The organism is Granulicatella sp. 20925_1_45 (genome assembly GCF_041433555.1).
GTDB lineage: Bacteria > Bacillota > Bacilli > Lactobacillales > Aerococcaceae > Granulicatella.
This window is the reverse complement of record NZ_JAPWBR010000001.1, coordinates 51,004-68,453: the sequence shown is the minus strand read 5'-3', so window position 1 is coordinate 68,453 and position 17,450 is coordinate 51,004. Positions and strand designations below refer to the sequence as shown.

The 17,450-nt window shown below is 41.4% G+C and carries 13 protein-coding genes and 1 other annotated feature; of the genes, 11 read left to right on the top strand and 2 right to left on the bottom strand.

Annotation, left to right across the window (positions count from 1 at the left end):
- The first annotated feature begins 341 nt into the window (after nucleotides 1–341).
- Both O3798_RS00380 and serS read left to right on the top strand, forming a co-directional pair.
- A complete protein-coding gene (locus O3798_RS00380) occupies nucleotides 342–1,739 on the top strand; it encodes a serine hydrolase (RefSeq protein ID WP_371462438.1) in 1,398 nt (465 codons plus the stop codon).
- A gap of 55 nt (nucleotides 1,740–1,794) precedes the next feature.
- Nucleotides 1,795–2,007: a binding site (T-box leader), on the top strand.
- A gap of 58 nt (nucleotides 2,008–2,065) precedes the next feature.
- Nucleotides 2,066–3,343 (top strand): serine--tRNA ligase, encoded by a 1,278-nt coding sequence (serS, locus tag O3798_RS00375; RefSeq protein WP_371462437.1) that lies wholly within the window; start codon nucleotides 2,066–2,068, stop codon nucleotides 3,341–3,343.
- A gap of 726 nt (nucleotides 3,344–4,069) precedes the next feature.
- Here the strand turns inward: serS and O3798_RS00370 are convergent.
- On the bottom strand, nucleotides 4,070–5,854 hold the full coding sequence (locus O3798_RS00370; RefSeq protein WP_371462435.1) for a glycerophosphoryl diester phosphodiesterase membrane domain-containing protein: 1,785 nt from the start codon (nucleotides 5,852–5,854) through the stop codon (nucleotides 4,070–4,072).
- A gap of 153 nt (nucleotides 5,855–6,007) precedes the next feature.
- Here O3798_RS00370 and O3798_RS00365 point away from each other — a divergent pair, with 153 nt between their 5' ends.
- On the top strand, nucleotides 6,008–7,021 hold the full coding sequence (locus tag O3798_RS00365; RefSeq protein WP_371462433.1) for a hypothetical protein: 1,014 nt from the start codon (nucleotides 6,008–6,010) through the stop codon (nucleotides 7,019–7,021).
- Nucleotides 7,022–7,549: 528 nt separating this feature from the next.
- On the opposite strand, the gene O3798_RS00360 is transcribed toward O3798_RS00365, so the two are convergent.
- Nucleotides 7,550–9,004 carry a M protein trans-acting positive regulator PRD domain-containing protein gene (locus O3798_RS00360; protein WP_371462432.1) on the bottom strand — a complete coding sequence of 485 codons (1,455 nt, stop codon included), beginning with the start codon at nucleotides 9,002–9,004 and terminating at the stop codon, nucleotides 7,550–7,552.
- A gap of 255 nt (nucleotides 9,005–9,259) precedes the next feature.
- On the opposite strand from O3798_RS00360, the gene O3798_RS00355 reads away from it, so the two are divergent.
- The 8 genes from O3798_RS00355 to O3798_RS00320 all read left to right on the top strand — a co-directional run bounded on the left by O3798_RS00355 (nucleotide 9,260) and on the right by O3798_RS00320 (nucleotide 17,445).
- On the top strand, nucleotides 9,260–10,417 hold the full coding sequence (locus O3798_RS00355; protein WP_371462430.1) for an ABC transporter substrate-binding protein: 1,158 nt from the start codon (nucleotides 9,260–9,262) through the stop codon (nucleotides 10,415–10,417).
- A 93-nt stretch (nucleotides 10,418–10,510) separates the two neighbouring features.
- On the top strand, nucleotides 10,511–11,392 hold the full coding sequence (locus tag O3798_RS00350) for a branched-chain amino acid ABC transporter permease (protein ID WP_048710978.1): 882 nt from the start codon (nucleotides 10,511–10,513) through the stop codon (nucleotides 11,390–11,392).
- A 9-nt stretch (nucleotides 11,393–11,401) separates the two neighbouring features.
- The gene (locus O3798_RS00345) at nucleotides 11,402–12,364 is read left to right on the top strand and encodes a branched-chain amino acid ABC transporter permease (protein ID WP_285252194.1); all 963 of its coding nucleotides are present in this window, start codon (nucleotides 11,402–11,404) and stop codon (nucleotides 12,362–12,364) included.
- Entirely contained in the window at nucleotides 12,361–13,134 is a 774-nt protein-coding gene (locus O3798_RS00340; protein WP_371462426.1) for an ABC transporter ATP-binding protein, read from the top strand. The genes O3798_RS00345 and O3798_RS00340 overlap by 4 nt, the downstream gene beginning before the upstream one ends.
- Nucleotides 13,135–13,839, top strand: a complete 705-nt coding sequence (locus O3798_RS00335) for an ABC transporter ATP-binding protein (protein ID WP_048710981.1) — start codon at nucleotides 13,135–13,137, stop codon at nucleotides 13,837–13,839.
- Nucleotides 13,840–13,841: 2 nt separating this feature from the next.
- Entirely contained in the window at nucleotides 13,842–14,483 is a 642-nt protein-coding gene (locus O3798_RS00330) for a CBS and ACT domain-containing protein (RefSeq protein WP_371462424.1), read from the top strand.
- Between the two features lie 690 nt (nucleotides 14,484–15,173).
- Nucleotides 15,174–15,968: a hypothetical protein gene (locus tag O3798_RS00325; RefSeq protein WP_371462422.1), complete on the top strand. Its 795-nt coding sequence runs from the start codon at nucleotides 15,174–15,176 to the stop codon at nucleotides 15,966–15,968.
- Between the two features lie 247 nt (nucleotides 15,969–16,215).
- Complete coding sequence (locus O3798_RS00320) at nucleotides 16,216–17,445, top strand: MalY/PatB family protein (protein ID WP_371462420.1); 1,230 nt, start codon at nucleotides 16,216–16,218, stop codon at nucleotides 17,443–17,445.
- The last annotated feature ends 5 nt before the right edge of the window (nucleotides 17,446–17,450 follow it).

Below are 17,450 nucleotides of genomic sequence, written 5' to 3'. Positions count from 1 at the left end.
CATCCCTCCTTATTGTTGTAAAATCATTATATCAAGCGCTTACAATTAAAATTATTGCGAAATATGGGAATTTTTATGAATTTGAAAAAATAAAAAACGAAGGGTGCTGGTTTCATTCTGTCAGGGTAATTTTTTCGAATATTACAACGCTGTAATACATCAAAAAAGGACGAATCGCATAGGGGTGGGAATATGGAAATTTACTCGAACAAAAACCGAATATGAGATTAAAAAATACTTCCTATTTTGTAATAAAAGATTAATCAGTTTACCATTGTTTTTCCCTTCGATTTTCGGTAACATTAATAAGCAGATTTGAGAGAAATTAGGAGATATACATAATGAAAAGTCCTCGTACATGGGTGAAGAAAATCGTCTGTGCACTCAGCATTTTCGCTGTAGGAGCAACGACGGTGACACCAGCAATTTATGCGCAAGATGACGCAAAAGCAAAAGAGGAAGCAACTGCGATTCAAGATGTACAAAGCTACATCGCAATCGAGCAAACGAGCGGAAAAATTTTGATGCAAAACAATCAAGATGAAGTTCGCGGGATTGCTTCCATGAGTAAAATGATTACACAATATTTAATTTTAGAAGCGATAAAAAATGGAGAGGTAACGTGGGAAACAGAAATCCCAGTGAGTGACCGCGTTCATCAATTGAGTGCGAACTATAGCTTATCCAACGTGCCACTCCTACCGAGTGAGAAATATACGATTAAAGAATTATTTGACGCAATTTCTATCTATTCAGCGAATGCCGCGACATTAGCGGTCGCTGAGTATATCGGTGGTTCTGAAGCCAAATGGATTGAACGCATGAAAGCCAAACTCGATGAGTGGGGCATTAAAGATGCGACCATCATCAACGTGACAGGTCTACCGAATAAATACGGTGGAGCGGATAAGAATCCGTCTTACGGTGATGAAGATGAAAATAGCATGTCAGCCCGTTCGGTAGCAATTATCGCAAAGAACTTGGTGAATGATTTCCCTGAAATTTTAAAAGTATCATCGATTCCAACACAAACATTCCGACCAAATAGTTCAGGAACAACGAAGATGGATAACTTTAACTACCTTCTTCCAGGGCTACTCTTCGAATACGAAGGGGTAACAGGGTTGAAGACAGGAACGAGTGATGCCAGCGGTGCGTCGATTACAACGACTGCCACACGTAACGGCTTCTCGGTGATTGTCGTATCCATGGGGTCTAAAGAACCGCTTAATCGTTTCAAAGTAACAAGACATCTATTAGATGAAGTGTTTAAAAAATATGAAGGCTTGCTTGTCGGCGCGCCAGGAAAATCGGTTCAAAACTTGGCACCTATCCAGTTAGAAGGTGGAACGGAAGAAACGCTTGGTGTGGATTACGGAAAAACCTTTATTGCGGCCGTGCCAAAAGGAACAGCGCTGAGTCAAATCAAGATTTCATTTACACCTTCTGACGATGTGAAGACGGAAGACGGCAAAGTGAAAGCCCCTGTGACAGCAGGGCAAACGGTAGGGACGTTGAATTTTGAGATGCCAGGTGAAAACCTTGGCTATGTCGATGGCAAAGACCACGGGACGGTGGAAGCCTTAGCCGCATTCGATGTAGAAAATTCTAACGTCGTGACAGAAAGCATGCGTGGTGCGAAAGGGTTTATCGGCCAAATGGTTCAAAAAGTTCAAGACTTCTTTGGTGGTATTTGGAACAAAATCCAAAGTGTCTTCTCACCTGAAGTTTCTGAGTAGGAATTTTTGCTAAAAGGCTTGCACTTTTCACTAGAGACGTGTACAATTTTAGACAAATGATACAGTATGAATAGTACCTGCGATCCTTTTGTAGAGAGCTAGTGGTTGGTGAAAACTAGTAAAGAGAGACCAGCGAATCCACATACGGTGCGAGAGCGAAAACATTGATTAAGCTATCCGGAGAAAACCGTTATCCCACAAATGAGCGCAATGGAAACATTGAAACCGGGTGGTACCGCGAAGAAAATTACTCTACTTCGTCCCTTAGACAATTGTCTGGGACGGAGTATTTTTTTATACAGAAAACAGAAAATGGAGGGGAAACGATGTTAGATATCAAACGCATTCGTGAAAATTTTGAAGAAGTGGCTACAGCGCTAGGAAACCGTGGAGTTGACCGCGCAACAGTAGAAGAGTTACGTGACTTAGATGAAGAACGTCGCGCTTTAATCACAAAAACAGAACAATTAAAACAATACCGTAATACGGTGACAGAGGAAATTTCTCTTCTAAAACGTAACAAGGAAGACGCAACAGAGAAAATCGCTGAAATGAAACAAGTCGGCGAAGACATCAAAGCAACAGACGCTCATTTAGCAGAAGTGGAAGAAAAAGTAGACTATATCGCATCTCGCTTACCAAACACAGCTGCAGAAGGCGTTCCAGTTGGGGCAGATGAAACAGAAAACGTAGAAATTCGCCGTGAAGGAACTCCTCGCGTATTCGATTTTGAACCAAAACCTCACTGGGAAATCGCTGAAGCATTGGGCATCTTAGACTTCGAACGCGGAGCTAAAGTATCAGGAAGCCGCTTTGTATACTACAAAGGCTTAGGTGCCCGCCTAGAACGTGCAATCTACAACTACATGCTTGATTTACACGTTGAAAAACATGGCTACACTGAAATGATCACGCCATACATGGTAAACGAACAATCAATGTACGGTACTGGTCAATTCCCTAAATTCAAAGAAGATGTGTTCCAATTAACAGACGAACGCAATTTAACATTAATCCCAACAGCGGAAGTGCCACTTACAAACTATTACGCAAACGAAATCTTAGACGAAGCGCAGCTACCAATCTACTTCACAGCTCTTAGCCCATCATTCCGTTCTGAAGCTGGTAGTGCGGGCCGCGACACTCGTGGATTAATCCGTCTTCACCAATTTAACAAAGTAGAGATGGTGAAATTCGCAAAACCAGAAGATTCATTCGATGAATTAGAAAAAATGACAGACAACGCAGAAGATGTCCTACGCGGATTAGGCTTACCATTCCGTACAATCGTGTTATGTACTGGCGATATGGGATTCTCAGCTTCTAAGACTTATGACGTTGAAGTGTGGATTCCAGCGCAAGATACTTACCGCGAAATCAGTTCTTGCTCAAACTGCGTGGACTTCCAAGCGCGTCGTGCGAAAATTCGTTTCCGTCGTGAAGACAGCGGCAAGATTGAATTGGTGCACACATTGAATGGTTCAGGGTTGGCAGTAGGACGTACTGTGGCAGCTATTCTAGAGAACTATCAAAACGAAGACGGTAGCGTGACAATCCCTGAAGTACTTGTACCATACATGGGCGGCGTTACAAAAATCGGATAGTAGGAACTTTGTTCCAATAAAAAGATGAAATAGGGTGGTGCAGTCATAAGCTTCGGACTTCCCTAGACATCTTCATAGTAAAGGCTATAAGGGCACCGGGTTGAGCCGAAGTCTCAACTCCTGCCGAACTTCAAAGAGGGGCATTGCGGATAAACCGCAGTGCCCCTCTAATTCATTTCGGCTGCAAATCCTTATAGCTTTTACTATAGAGTCTGGGAAGTCCTCCGCTTATTTAATTCGAAGAGCCTTCATCTTTTTATTGGAAAAAATCCTTTTTTATAAATACCTCATGTTGAACAAGCACTTCAAAGTTTGTCTGCTGGGAAAGGCTAGGACGGAGAAGAAAGTGCCAAGCACTCTCTGCCTCCTTTCCCTTTCCCCGCCCTCCAGAAATACGCTTCACACAGACCGCGCTCACCAATCCATTTTGGGAGTCTCAACATTGTTTAATACACAGGTTCTACGCAGTCTGAATGTGCTCTAATAAAAACACGAAAGCTCCTCTTAGTGGGGAATGTGGAGAAGTAGCGTAGAGGATAGCTCGTAGCTTCTCAGGTTCTATAGTAGCAGTAATGGGGAATAACATTAAATGCGAAAAAGAGGGAGTTAGGAATTGATTCCTTACTCCCTCTTTGAGGCTTTAAAGGTGAGAGACTTCGGCTCGAGCCGGTGTCCCATTACCGCTACTATGAAGATACCTGAGAAAAGCTCAACGAGCTATCCGATTTATTTAGCGATACTCACATTCAACGTACGTAAGAAGCGGTCCATTAAACTGTTGTTGGTTTTGTGCTCCTCCTGAATGGCTTTGGCGAGCGCGACTTGGTCTGTGATGATTCCGTTTACCGGGCTGTCTACGTATTTCTGGAGGGCCTCATCCGTATTAATGGTCCAGACAAACACCTCATGTCCTGTCTCCTGCGCATGAATAACAGCCAGTTCTTGGTAAGAAAAATCTTCTACCACATAGAAATCTACCTTCGCGTCTCCGAATCCGCCAAATTGGATTGGAATCACAAACCCAGTCGTGATTTCCGGGGCTTTTGCCTCGAGTTCTTCCATGGCTTTCAAATCAAGGGACATGACTTTGTTTGAATTATCGATGGCGAGCTCTTTGTATTTTGCGATGAAAAGATCCACGTAGTTTGCAGGTTCGCCGCCATGTGGCTTAAGCTCGATGACAAGTGGCATGCCGATTTCTTTGGCCGCTGTGAAAAACTCCTCAAAGGTAGGAATATGGCTCTTGAAGTCGTCTTGTTCGATTGGAAGTCCACGAACTTCGTCTAGGGTCATGTCTTGCACGCGCTTATCCAGGCCTGCTAATCGCTTCAAGTTGTAGTCGTGCATGACGACGAATTGATTGTCTTTTGTCAGAAGAATATCCATCTCCACCATATTGGCGCCAGCTTCTTTAGCCGCCTTGATGCCTTCAATCGAATTCTCAACGGCTTCCTCAACATAGCCACGGTGACCGATGATGATAGGGTCGTTTGCCGATTCCGTTCTGTAAGTGGTGAGCGTTGTGAGAACCCCGCTTCCTGTTACGAAGAGAAGAGCAAAGGCTGTTACGATTTTACGTTTATGCTTAATTTCCTCGTGGTGATGATACACTTCAAGCGACGCCAATTTATGCTCGTGGATGATTTTTGTCATCACAATAAAAGTAGCAATCTTCGTATAGAGGATGATGAATCCTTGAAGCAGTTTTGCGATGGCGAGGACACTACTTAACAGAAGCGTATTTGAGCCGTTCGGGTCTAGAAATTCAACGAGGGCGACGCTACCAATCGAGATGAAAATAACAAGAATGGCTAGCACCCCTTCGACGACTGCCGAAATAAGGAGCAGGCGCCAAACGTTTTTCTTCGTCAGCTTCCAGCTCGTGATGATATTTGTGGTAAATGGCTGGTCGGTAAGAATCTGAAGCGGAATCGCAAGCGAGCTTCGTGCGTGAAAGTAGAGTAGCACAACGACCAGTCCTAAGTAGAAGAGAGTACCGGCACTCGTCTTAGTGATTTCACCCGTGATAAATTCCGGAATGGAAATCTTTTTCGAAATAAACGTCAGCTCACCGATATTGACGATGGGCAAGAGCGTTAAAAAGTACAGCCAGAACGTAATGAAGTGGCCATTTAGCAGCTGCTTCAGTTCTGAGAACGCATTTTGAATGCTACTGCGCCATGAAAAATGAATGCCGCGAATCGTTCCGTAAATCATGAAGATGAGAATTGAGAACTCCATGAAGATAAGAAACGCGAACGCCAATAAATAGAGAATCAGGAGCGGGATGGATCCCGGACTCAGCAGGACTGTCTTGAAATTGGCGAAGTTCAAATTGGATTGTCCAGTAATAAAGAGCATTCCTCGAAAAATAAGCGTTAAAAAGCCGAATCCAAACACGGATATAAAAAATTGTAAGAAAATGGAATTGCGTAAATACATCCAGCTGTTTTGCGTTAAATTGCCTAATGTAAAGCGGATGGTTTTCCATACGGGGATTTTTTGATTCATAAAGCCTCCGATGTGTAAAAAGTTCGTTAGATTTACCTTAGCACGAACGAAAAAGAAGAGCAAGTTACTCCAAAACAGTATTGAAAAATACTGTAATAGAACTTATAATGGTGAAAGTAATCAAATAATAGAAAAGCTTTTCAGGAGGGAATCATGAAAAAAGGACTGTTAACATTATTCTGTTTAGTAGCAACTGTAGTACTTGCTGCTTGTGGCGTAAAAAAAGTAGACGCTGGTGAATCTATCAAAACAACTTTTTCTGGGTTAGATACAAAAGGGGAACTTGTATATCAAGTAGACACTCAAGAATTAGTAAAAGAATTCTTAGTAGCAAACCCTAAAGCAGATGCGAAAACAGAAGCAGAAGTTCGTAATGCTGCAACAAAAGTGAAAGCAACTCCAAGTAAAACAGAGGGCTTGTCAAATAACGACGAAATTACTTTCACATTCTCTTCAGATAAAGATGCTGAAAAATACTTTAACCTTCCAAAAGAAACAAAAGTGAAAGTTAGCGGGTTAAAAGAAGCGAAAAAATTAACGGCTGAAGAATTAGCGAAAATTACTTCATTAGAAGTGGAAGGCTTTAACAAAGGTGGCCGTGCAGAAGTTCATGTAACAGATTCTAAATTGTCATTCTTACGTTTCAAAGTTGAAAACAATGGCAAATTAGAAAATGGAAAAGATGCCAAAATCGTATTAGACGGTAATTTCGCTAACTTATTAGAAGACAGAGGTTATGTATTAGAAGGTGACGGAAGCTTCACACTTCCTGTTAAAGGATTGAAGACAGTTGCTGAAAAACTTGATGACGCTAAGAACAAAGACGAAATTATTGCAAAACTAAAAGAAGAAGTGAATAAGAAATTTAGCGGAAATGATAAGGTGACATTTGATAAAACTTATTATCGTGGTCTAGCGAATAATGTGGATAATTCATATTCGTATGGGGATGAGATTGTTCGCGGTAATGGGAACTTAGTAATGACGCTTCAAGTGGAAACTAGCTTTGGATTCAAAAACGTGTATGCGGTTGGATTTACAAATCTTATAACGAATGAAGAGGGCAAGATGGAGCTTAAAGACGCACGTGTCATTTCAACAACGTATGCGGACTTTTCTACAGCAACTCAAAAATTAGAATCAATCGGTTATACAGAAGTTAAATAATTGAATTAGAAATTGCTTGGAGAGTATTCTCCAAGCAATTTTTTTGTGCTCGGAACCTCGTTGCCCAAAATTCACTTATAAGTGAATTTCGGGCAAGTTACGTCAGGAGCGTTTGCCTCTTCAAAAAGACCGATATTATCACATTTCTAAGCAATATACCTCCAACACCTGCACAAACCCAATTTCTCCGTTTTTCACCAAAACCTCATCACAGCGCGCTTTCTCGCACTTCACTTTTTTGCAAAAAAATCTCATTTTCTTACAATCCCAAAGAACGTTGCGGTTTTATAACAACAGCAATGGGGGATAGCAACCAATGTGAATTACTGACTCTAGGGTGAAACCCGTAGAGTCAGTTTGAAGCTTGGTAGGAATTGAGACGATAGGCTCAATCCGTTGCCCCATTGCAGTAGTTATAAAATGAACTGCAACAGTTCAAAAGGGATTGTAAGAAAAAACGCAAGTTTTGTTTTTTTTAAAGAAGCGCTATGCAACAGAAAGATGCCCCTGCATTGCAGGGGCATCTTTCTATTGTTTATTCAACTCGTTGACAAGATCAATCATACTCAAATCATGCGAGCAGATTACCGTTTTACCTTTGATTTCTGGAAGAGCAAAGTTGCTCAAAATAATCTTATAATCAGATTTTTCTAGAATATCTAAGGAGATTTCAAGCTGATCATACGTATGATACTCGAAGCGGTTCGCTGCGTTATGTTCCAAATACGATGCTAAGAATTTTGGATAGTACTCGTCAAAGTCATTCAAAATCAACACCTTGATTTTCTCTTGCTTGGCTTGCAGTTGAGAAATTAGACCTTCCCAGTGCGTGTAGAATGTGTAAATCAAGTGCGAGATATTTCTTTGACGCTTCACGTTCTTGATTTCTTGTTGGTACTCTTTAAGAAGTGCTGCAACATCATTGTAGAACTCAGGCGAAAGCGACTTGAAGAAGTTCATCAACGGTTTCTTCTTATCGAATAAGATGAAGTCTGAGTGCACTTCGATCCGTTCTAATTGAGACGTGTTGTGTAAGTGCCATAATAGTAAATCATAGTTTTCGCATTTCAAGTCGTAACGTTTTTCAAGACTTTGAATATTCGTGACTAATGTATCGAACGATAGGCGGTCACGAACTTTTTCCTGACGAGCGGCTGAGAATTCTTCAACGGTTAGGAAGAAGTGCGGTTGTAAGAAAATGGAGAAGGATTGTTCCAGAATTTCTGGAGTGACCATGATTCCTGTTTCTTTGGCGAATTGCTCTACGATTTCGTCTAGGCCGTCTAATTGATTGTAGTAATCATAGAATTTATCTTTGCTTTCGAAGTTTTGTACGAAATGCCCTTGATAAGATCGGAAGAAGTTAACCGTAAAAATCATCTTGAAGACACGGTACCCTTCAAAGCTTTGTGGGAAGTTCGAAGACTTGAAGAGGTCTACTAGAATTTTTTCTAGAGAAGCTTCGTCTACAAAGTCGAAAGGCCATTCGAAGAAGCCAGTCTTTTCAGCAAAGTATTGAACGAAGAAGAAGCGAATGTCTTGTTCATTTCCAATAAATTGCAAGTTTTTCTTCGAGATTTGAAAATCGAATTTTTTCTTCAAGCTATTATTGATTTTCTGAATGTAACGATTCAATGTTGAAGTCGTAATGAATAGTTTTTGTGTCATTTCTGAGACAGTGGTTTCTTCGTGTAAGAATAATTGTTCCAGAATTTCGTAGCAAATAGAATGTGAATAATAATAAGGATAAACCACTTCGGTACTTAAGTTTTGTGGTAATTCAATTCGCACCCCGTTCGTCGAGAAGAGGATGTCTAAACCATCAATCTTATCGCGTAAAAATGCGAGGTCGATTTTGATGGCGCGGGTAGAAACTTTAAAAGTCTTAGCTAGTTCGTCGATATGAACCCAGCCGTTTGCTTGAACTAAATAGTCGACAATATCAATTTGTCGGTTTTGATTTTTTGAAAGTAATGCTCTCATTTCTTTCTCCCTTTTCTTGTTAGTTGTGTCACACACTAAATTGCTAAAATACAATATATCACACTTTAGGTGTAAATAATACCTATTTATAACTTGAAAAGAATGAAAATAATTCTAAGAAAAATGAAAATGAAAACGATAAAAATGTAAATAAAATAATTTTTCAAAAAAATAGGAGTTATCTATTGCATGAATTGTCAGAATATTATATACTACTCTCAAGTTGAAAAATTCATTCATGAAAAGAGGGATCTTATGAAATTAAAGAAATTCACATTAGGCGCTGTGGTTGCAGCAATTTTAGCAGGTTGTGGAAACGCAGCAGATAGTAATACAGTCAAAATCGGAGGGAACTTCGAGTTAACAGGGAACGTAGCGACTTACGGTTCCTCTATGAACAACGGTGCTCAATTAGCCGTTGAACAAAAAGGGAAGTTATTAGATAAGGAATTAAAATACGTTTCATACGATAACAAATCAGACAAAACAGAAGTAGCTTCAGTAGCGAAGAAATTAGCTTCTGAGAAAGTGGTCGGCGTTGTCGGGCCAGCAACAACAGGGGATGCTTCAGTATCAATCCCAGTTAACGAACAAGCAAAAATCCCAACAGTCTTCCCAGCAACAACAGGGGACGGCGTAACATTGAAAAACGCAGAAGATGCATCTTCAGTATATGAATACATCTACCGTGTATGTTTCTCTGACAGCTACCAAGGGGTTGTAGGAGCGAACTTCGTAAACAAAAAATTCGGAAAAGCTAAAGTAGCGATCTTACAAGATACAGGTAATGACTACTCTAAAGGGTTAGCAGATGCCTTTGAAAAAACTTACACTGACAGCAAAATCGGTGGAACAGTTGTCGCTCGTGAATACTACCAATCAAAAGACACAGACTTCCAAGCAGTCTTAACAACATTGAAATCTAAAGACTTCGATGTATTATATGTTCCTGGTTACTACGAAGAAGTTGGTCTAATCATCAAACAAGCACGTGAAATGGGTATCACTCAACCAATCGTTGGTGGTGACGGACTTTCAAGTGACAAGTTAGCAGCATTAGCAGGTAACAGCTCAAACCTTTCTAACGTTTACTACACTTCACACTTCTCAACATTAAGTGATGATGCAGACGTTCAAGCGTTCGTTAAAGCGTACAAAGAAAAATATGGTTCAAACCCAGATACTTTCGCCGCTTTAAGTTATGATGCAACTCAATTGTTAATGAAAGCTATCGAAACTGCTGGCTCAACTGATCCTCAAGCAATCACAAAAGCTTTAGCAGCAACAAAAGACTTCGATGGTGTAACTGGTACATTCTCAATGGGTCCTGACCACACACCAGTGAAATCAGCAGTAGTCATCGAGTTCCAAAACGGACAAGAAGTAAGTGCTCAAGAGTACTCAGCTGACTAATTAAGTTTTAACAGTATTTTTTAAGAGAGGCACGAAGGGGACTTCCGCCTCTCTTTTCCGCTAGATAAGGATAGATTTGAAAGGAGAAAATATATGGAGTTGTTAATGCAACAATTGGTAAACGGGCTTGCAGTCGGAAGTATTTACGCGTTGATTGCGCTTGGATATACCATGGTTTATGGGACAATTAAGCTCATTAACTTCGCACATGGTGATGTGTATATGATGGGGGCGTTCATTGGATATTTTGCCGTAATGGTATTGAAGATGAATGTATTCGTAGCACTCTTAGTAGCAATGGTTGCCTGTGCGGTTTTAGGGGTTGTGATTGAACGTGTGGCGTACAAGCCGCTTCGTAATTCGACTCGTGTAGCCGCGTTGATTACGGCGATTGGGGTGTCATACCTATTAGAAAATGCAATGAGTTATTTCTTTGGAGCGGAATCTCGTCCGTTTCCTTCAGACTTCGGAACTGAAACCATCACATTATTCGGAGACGTTTCAGTCAACGGAAAACAAATTTTGATTTTCGGAGTGACCGTTGTCTTAATGGCGTTATTACAATTTATCGTTCGTTATACAAAAATGGGGAAAGCCATGCGTGCGGTTGCCGTTGATGAGCAAGCCGCTCAACTCATGGGGATTGACGTAGACGGAGTGATTTCCTTTACATTTGCGCTCGGTTCAGCGCTTGCCGGGATTGCCGGTGTTCTTGTTGGGGTGTACTACAATACGATTTCAACAACAATGGGGATTACCGTCGGACTAAAAGCCTTCGTTGCGGCCGTACTTGGTGGTATCGGTAGCATTCCTGGGGCCATGGTCGGTGGGTACCTCATCGGTCTATTAGAAACAATGGTAAGCTTCTTCGGTTACTCACCATACCGTGACGGAGTGGTTTATTTCCTATTATTCATTATTTTAATCGTGTTACCAGCTGGATTGTTTGGTAAAAATGTCAGAGAGAAAGTGTAGGTGAAGAAGATGCAAAGATTTCATAAAAAGAATATTCGTTGGACGCTGTTCGCATTAGGAATGTACGCTCTTCTTTTCGTACTTGTACAAACAGGAGTCATTAACTTCTACTACGAAAGTACCTTCATTAATATCATGATCAATATTATCTACGCCGTTGGATTGAACCTTATTCTTGGGGTTGCCGGTCAATTCTCACTAGGGCATGCCGGATTTATCGCGATTGGTTCTTATAGCGGTGCGATTCTTGGGAAAATGATGAACGGTCTTCCTGGATTATTTGCTGGGATGGCAGTCGGAGTAGTCATCTCTGTTATCGTAGCATTCCTTGTTGGATTACCAACGCTTCGTTTAAAAGGGGACTACCTAGCGATTGCGACTCTAGGGGTTGCGGAAATCATCCGTGTAGCTGTGACAAACATGAAAATTACAAATGGTGCTGCTGGTATCAGTGGGGTGCCTTTAACAAACACATGGACGATTACGTATATCGCTCTTGTATTAACAACTATCTTAATCTTGAACTACACATTCAGTAGTGCGGGTCGTGCCACTTACGCGGTGTTACAAGACGAAATCGCTGCGGAATCGATGGGGGTTCAAGTCACAAAATATAAAATCTTGGCCTTCGTATTAGGAGCAGCCACTGCAAGTATCGGCGGAACACTTTCTGCTACAACGCTTGGAGCGGTAACGCCAAGTGACTTCACGTTCATGAAATCAATCGATGTATTAATCATCGTGGTATTCGGTGGTATCGGAAGCTTCACGGGTTCATTCGTGGCAGCCGTATTACTTGGAATCATCAACCTTGTCCTACAACCATTTGGACAATTACGTATGATTATCTATGCGGTAGCGTTAATCTTAATCATGATTTTCCGTCCAGGTGGATTGCTTGGTACTTGGGAATTCAAACTAGGAGACTTCAAGTTTTCTAAGAAGAAAGAAACAAAGGAGAGTGGGAAGTGATGTTATTAGAAGTTAATGGACTAACAAAAAACTTTGGCGGACTTTCTGCTGTTTCTAATGTTTCGATGAAAGTAAACAAGGGCGAACTCATCGGACTCATCGGGCCAAACGGAGCTGGGAAAACGACTTTCTTCAACTTGTTAACAGGGGTTTATGAGCCAACAGAAGGAACGGTTAGCTTAGAAGTAGACGGACAGTTGAAAAACTTAAACGGTCTACCACCTTACAAGCGTACAAGCCTTGGAATGGCGCGTACCTTCCAAAATATTCGCTTATTTAAAGACTTATCAGTACTAGAAAATGTAATGATTGCCATGCACGCACACTCGAGTGATTCATTGTTCTCAACATTATTCCGTACGAAAAAATACTATGATACAGAAGCAAAAATGCGCGAAGAAGCAGTGGAATTGCTAAAGATTTTCAACTTGGATTCACTTAAAGATGAAAAGGCGAAAAACTTAGCATACGGGCAACAACGTGAACTAGAAATCGTTCGTGCCTTAGCGACAAAACCAAAAATCTTATTCTTAGATGAGCCGGCAGCAGGGATGAACCCGCAGGAAACAGCTCAATTAACAGAATTGATTGCTAAAATTCAAGCAGAGTTCGATTTAACAGTCGTGTTAATCGAGCACGATATGTCGCTTGTCATGAAAATTTGCCAACGCATTTACGTGTTGGAATATGGAAGACTTCTTGCAGAAGGGACTCCAGAAGAAATTAAACAAAATCCTGCAGTTATTAAAGCGTACTTAGGAGGTGAGTAGATGTTAGAAGTTAAAAATTTATCAGTTCATTACGGAATGATTCAAGCCGTACGTAATGTAAATTTTAAAGTTAACGAAGGGGAAATCGTGTCTCTTATCGGGGCAAACGGTGCTGGGAAGTCAACCATCTTGAAGACTTTATCGGGACTCATCCATCCTTCAGAAGGCGAAATCCTATACTTAGGTGAGAACATCGCTTCAACATCTGCGAAGAAAATCGTTGAGAAAGGGCTCGTGCAAGTGCCAGAAGGACGTCACGTATTCCCAGGATTAACGGTAAAAGAAAACCTTGAACTAGGGGCATTTCTACGCAAGGATAAAGAAGAAATTCAAAAAGATATGGAAGCTGTCTTCGAGCGTTTCCCAATCTTGAAAGAACGGAAAGACCAAGATGCACAAACGCTCTCTGGTGGGGAACAACAAATGTTAGCGATGGGCCGCGCGTTAATGAGCCGTCCAAAACTATTGTTCCTCGACGAACCTTCAATGGGGTTAGCGCCAATCTTCATCCGCGAGATTTTCAAAATCATTCAAGAAATCCAAAAGACAGGGACAACGGTTTTACTTATCGAGCAAAATGCGAAAATGGCATTGTCGATTTCAAATCGTGCGTATGTACTAGAAACTGGATCAGTGGTATTGAGCGGTACAGGACAAGAGTTGTTAGAAAGTGATGAAATTCAGAAAGCATATCTAGGAGGGTAATCATGGAAGTTAAAGATTATATGTCAACCAACGTTATTACAGTAACGCCTGAAACAACGGTTATGAAAGCTCTAGACTTAATGAAGGAGCACGACATTCACCGCTTGCCAGTTGTGGAAGATGGTAAGTTAGTCGGACTGTTAACAGAAGAACTTGTTGCAGGGCATTCACCTTCAATGGCGACAAGCCTATCGATGCATGAGTTGAACTACTTATTAAACAAGACGGCTGCAAGCGAAATTATGCAAAAGCAAGTTTTAACAGTGAAGGCTCATATATTATTAGAAGAAGCGGCGTCTCTGATGCGTCAACAAAAAGTCGGCGTCCTGCCAGTCGTAGATGCGCGTGGACACGTGGAAGGGATTATTACCGACAAAGATATTTTCGATGCCTTTATCGAAATTTCTGGATACAACACTCCAGGTTCTCGTTTATTCATTGAAATTAATGAGGATAAACCAGGTCCTCTGGAAGAAATTTCAAATGTGTTGCGCGAAAACAACGTGAACGTTTCGACAATTTCTGTATTCCATCGCGATGGGAAAGTGCAAGTGGTGCTTCATGTGGACTCTACTGAGCCCGATGAAGTAGCGGACTTTATCGCACAAAAAGGCTATCGCGTGATTTCAGTGATGAGAAAATAGTGGGAACTACGTCCCCCTAGGATAACTCCATAGTATTGATAATAGAGGCACCGGGCCAAGTCTACGTCTTGGCTCCTACCGAGCTTCAAACTGCCACTTAGAAATAAATTTCTTAGTGGCAGTAATTCACATCGGTTGCTTCTCTCTATTATTCATACTATGGAATCCTAGGGGGACTCCGTTTTTTTACCAATTCTGTGATGCGCAGTTATCACGTGATGTCGTTTTGCGGAGTCCGCACTTCATCTTTGGCAAGAAACGGGAAAAAGATTTAAAAAGTGATAGAAATAACTGCACCAGCCTGAGCCTTGGTCTCAGGCCTTGCGAAAGTCAAAGAGCTCCAAAGCGATTCTAGCTATGGAGCTCTAATTCTTTTCGCATGCGAATCGTTATTTCTATGACTATAGAGTCCAAGGATTTTTTTGCAGCGCTACCTTAGTTTTTTCATCGCTAATCACGATTTTGTGATGAACTTGCATCGGGCTCAGTCTTCATCTCAGCTCCTATCTTTGTAGTGTTCATACTATAGAGTCCAAGGATTTGATTAAAATCATGTAGATTAAATACAGTGTTGAGTGGTATTATATAGGTGAAAGCAGAGTAGTGAGAACGTGCTATTTGTATGTTGGTTATGTAGAATATTTTTTCATTTTGATGGAGCCGTCTTTTGAACGGAAGGAGATCTTAGAAATGGTTTTCAAATTAAAGAAAATATTTTTAGTCGTAGTCAGTGGATTGTTTGTAGTATCTTCAATTTTCTCAACGGTTTATGCAGCGCCGGAACTTTCGACAGAGGAATTGCATCAGGTGTTAGATGAGTCGATGGAGAAAAGTAATCAACAGGTCAAGGACAAAGAGCGTTCTTCCGAGAATGGGGTTCCTTTCGATACAAAACATACAATCTTTGTGTTTGGTGATAAGAAGCTAAAAGATGTTAAGTCCGAAGAGGAATTAAAACAGTTAATCCAACAAGCTGATGATGGGACAATCACTACTAAAAACAGCGGGTGGTTAAGTGCGCAAACCTTATTAAATGGGATGAATAAGGAGTTTTGGATTTCTGAAGTTGATGGTCGTTTACAAACGAAGTCGGGCAGCTATGCAGATAAACCACAGGATTTTGAATATCAGAAAATTTCTGAACTTTTAGGAGAGGAATATAGCAGTGATACCAAAGGAATACTAGTTTTCAATGTGGATTATGATACTCCTTTTGGTGGTATTACTGTTTCAAAAGTATTTCCGAATGGAGATGTAAAAATTGGATTGTTATACGACGTAGAAAAGCAGACAGTTCAAGCAAATAAGGGATGGTATTCTTTAAAGGAAATTCAGGAAATGGTTCAGAAGTATCATGAAAATGACCAGAAAGCTTCCGTCGGGCAAATGTCAGGAGCAGCAGAGAATTTACTCTATCCAGCAATCGGCGTGGGAGTCTGTGTTATCGGAGTGATTGTTTTCTTTCTAAAAAAACGAAAAGTATAGCGTGATTTTAGCGATGAAAAAGTAAGTTAAAGGGTTAAAGCGTTGTTTTAAAATCCTTGGGCATCTGCATAGTTATTTCTATGACTATAGAGTCCAAGGATTTTTTTGCAACGCCACCTAGAGTGCCTTTTTTCATCGGGAATCACGCTTTTTATGGAGAGCAGGCATCGGGCTGAGTTCGCGGAGGGCGTTGAGTGGAGGCGGGGGACGGTGTATAATGGTGGGGAGATTCAAGGAGGTTTTGCGGATGGAATTTGATTTTACTACGGAATATGACAGACGTGGAATGGACGCGCTAGCTGTTGATGGGCTGGGGTTAATTCCAGGGAAGTCGCCAGATAGACCGAAGAAAGGCTTCGATGTGATTCCGATGTGGATCGCGGACATGAGTTTTCCAACCGTGCCAACGGTGATTTCGGCGATGCAAAAACGATTGGAACATCCGATTTTCGGGTACTTTATGCCTTCTAAAGAGTACTACGAGAGCATTATTCAGTGGCATGCGCGCCACCATCAAGTGACTGGGTTAACTCGTAAGCATATCGGTCATGAAAATGGCGTGCTTGGAGGAGTCGTGTCGACATTAACTTCGTATGCTGCGCCTGGAGATGCGGTATTAGTGCATAGTCCAACCTATGTCGGCTTTACGCAGTCCTTAAACGATAATGGGTTGAAGGCCGTGCATAGCCCGCTTGTGAAAGACGAACAGGGCGTTTACCGTATGGATTTTGAGGATATGGAGCGAAAAATCAAAGCGCATAAGATTCATGTGGCGATTTTCTGTTCACCGCATAACCCGAGTGGTCGTGTATGGGAGAAAGAAGAAATCGAACGCGCGATGGAGATTTACCGTAAGTACGATGTGATTGTCGTGTCGGATGAAATTTGGTCAGATATTATTTTTAAAGGCCATAAGCATATCCCAACGCAGTCGATTTCAGAAGATGCAAAGAATCGTACAGTAGCCATGTATGCGCCAAGTAAGACGTTTAACTTGGCAGGGCTCGTGGGTAGTTATCATGTAATTTACAATGATGCGTTAAGAGACCGTGTCGAGTCAAAAGGGATGAAACCGCATTATAACGCGATGAATGTGATGTCAATGCATGCGTTAATCGGGGCGTATCAAGAAGAAGGGTACGAGTGGCTGGAAGAATTGCGTGAAGTGATCGAGAAGAATGCGGACTATGCGTGCGACTTTATTCACCGTGAATTTGACGGCGTTGAAGTCACCAAACCTGAAGGCACGTATATGCTCTTTATCGATTGTTCGAAGTTTTTAGAAAAACACAATCTGACGCTGGAGCAGCTCGAAAAACGCGGCTGGGATGTCGGCGTGGCTTGGCAAGACGGCAAGATGTTCTTCGGTGAAGGCTGTATCCGTATCAACCTTGCATTGCCGTACGCACGTCTTGTAGAAGCGTTTGACCGTATGAAAAAATATGTATTCGTGGACACTGTGCCACCATTAGACTAGGAGGA

Excerpts from the sequence above, each read along its gene's own strand:
- O3798_RS00355 (WP_371462430.1), top strand. The coding sequence starts at position 9,260 with ATGAAATTAAAGAAATTCACATTAGGCGCTGTGGTTGCAGCAATTTTA.
- O3798_RS00370 (WP_371462435.1), bottom strand. The coding sequence starts at position 5,854 with ATGAATCAAAAAATCCCCGTATGGAAAACCATCCGCTTTACATTAGGC.
- serS (WP_371462437.1), top strand. The coding sequence starts at position 2,066 with ATGTTAGATATCAAACGCATTCGTGAAAATTTTGAAGAAGTGGCTACA.
- O3798_RS00380 (WP_371462438.1), top strand. The coding sequence starts at position 342 with ATGAAAAGTCCTCGTACATGGGTGAAGAAAATCGTCTGTGCACTCAGC.
- O3798_RS00330 (WP_371462424.1), top strand. The coding sequence starts at position 13,842 with ATGGAAGTTAAAGATTATATGTCAACCAACGTTATTACAGTAACGCCT.
- O3798_RS00345 (WP_285252194.1), top strand. The coding sequence starts at position 11,402 with ATGCAAAGATTTCATAAAAAGAATATTCGTTGGACGCTGTTCGCATTA.
- O3798_RS00350 (WP_048710978.1), top strand. The coding sequence starts at position 10,511 with ATGGAGTTGTTAATGCAACAATTGGTAAACGGGCTTGCAGTCGGAAGT.
- O3798_RS00325 (WP_371462422.1), top strand. The coding sequence starts at position 15,174 with ATGGTTTTCAAATTAAAGAAAATATTTTTAGTCGTAGTCAGTGGATTG.
- O3798_RS00360 (WP_371462432.1), bottom strand. The coding sequence starts at position 9,004 with ATGAGAGCATTACTTTCAAAAAATCAAAACCGACAAATTGATATTGTC.
- O3798_RS00335 (WP_048710981.1), top strand. The coding sequence starts at position 13,135 with ATGTTAGAAGTTAAAAATTTATCAGTTCATTACGGAATGATTCAAGCC.
- O3798_RS00365 (WP_371462433.1), top strand. The coding sequence starts at position 6,008 with ATGAAAAAAGGACTGTTAACATTATTCTGTTTAGTAGCAACTGTAGTA.
- O3798_RS00320 (WP_371462420.1), top strand. The coding sequence starts at position 16,216 with ATGGAATTTGATTTTACTACGGAATATGACAGACGTGGAATGGACGCG.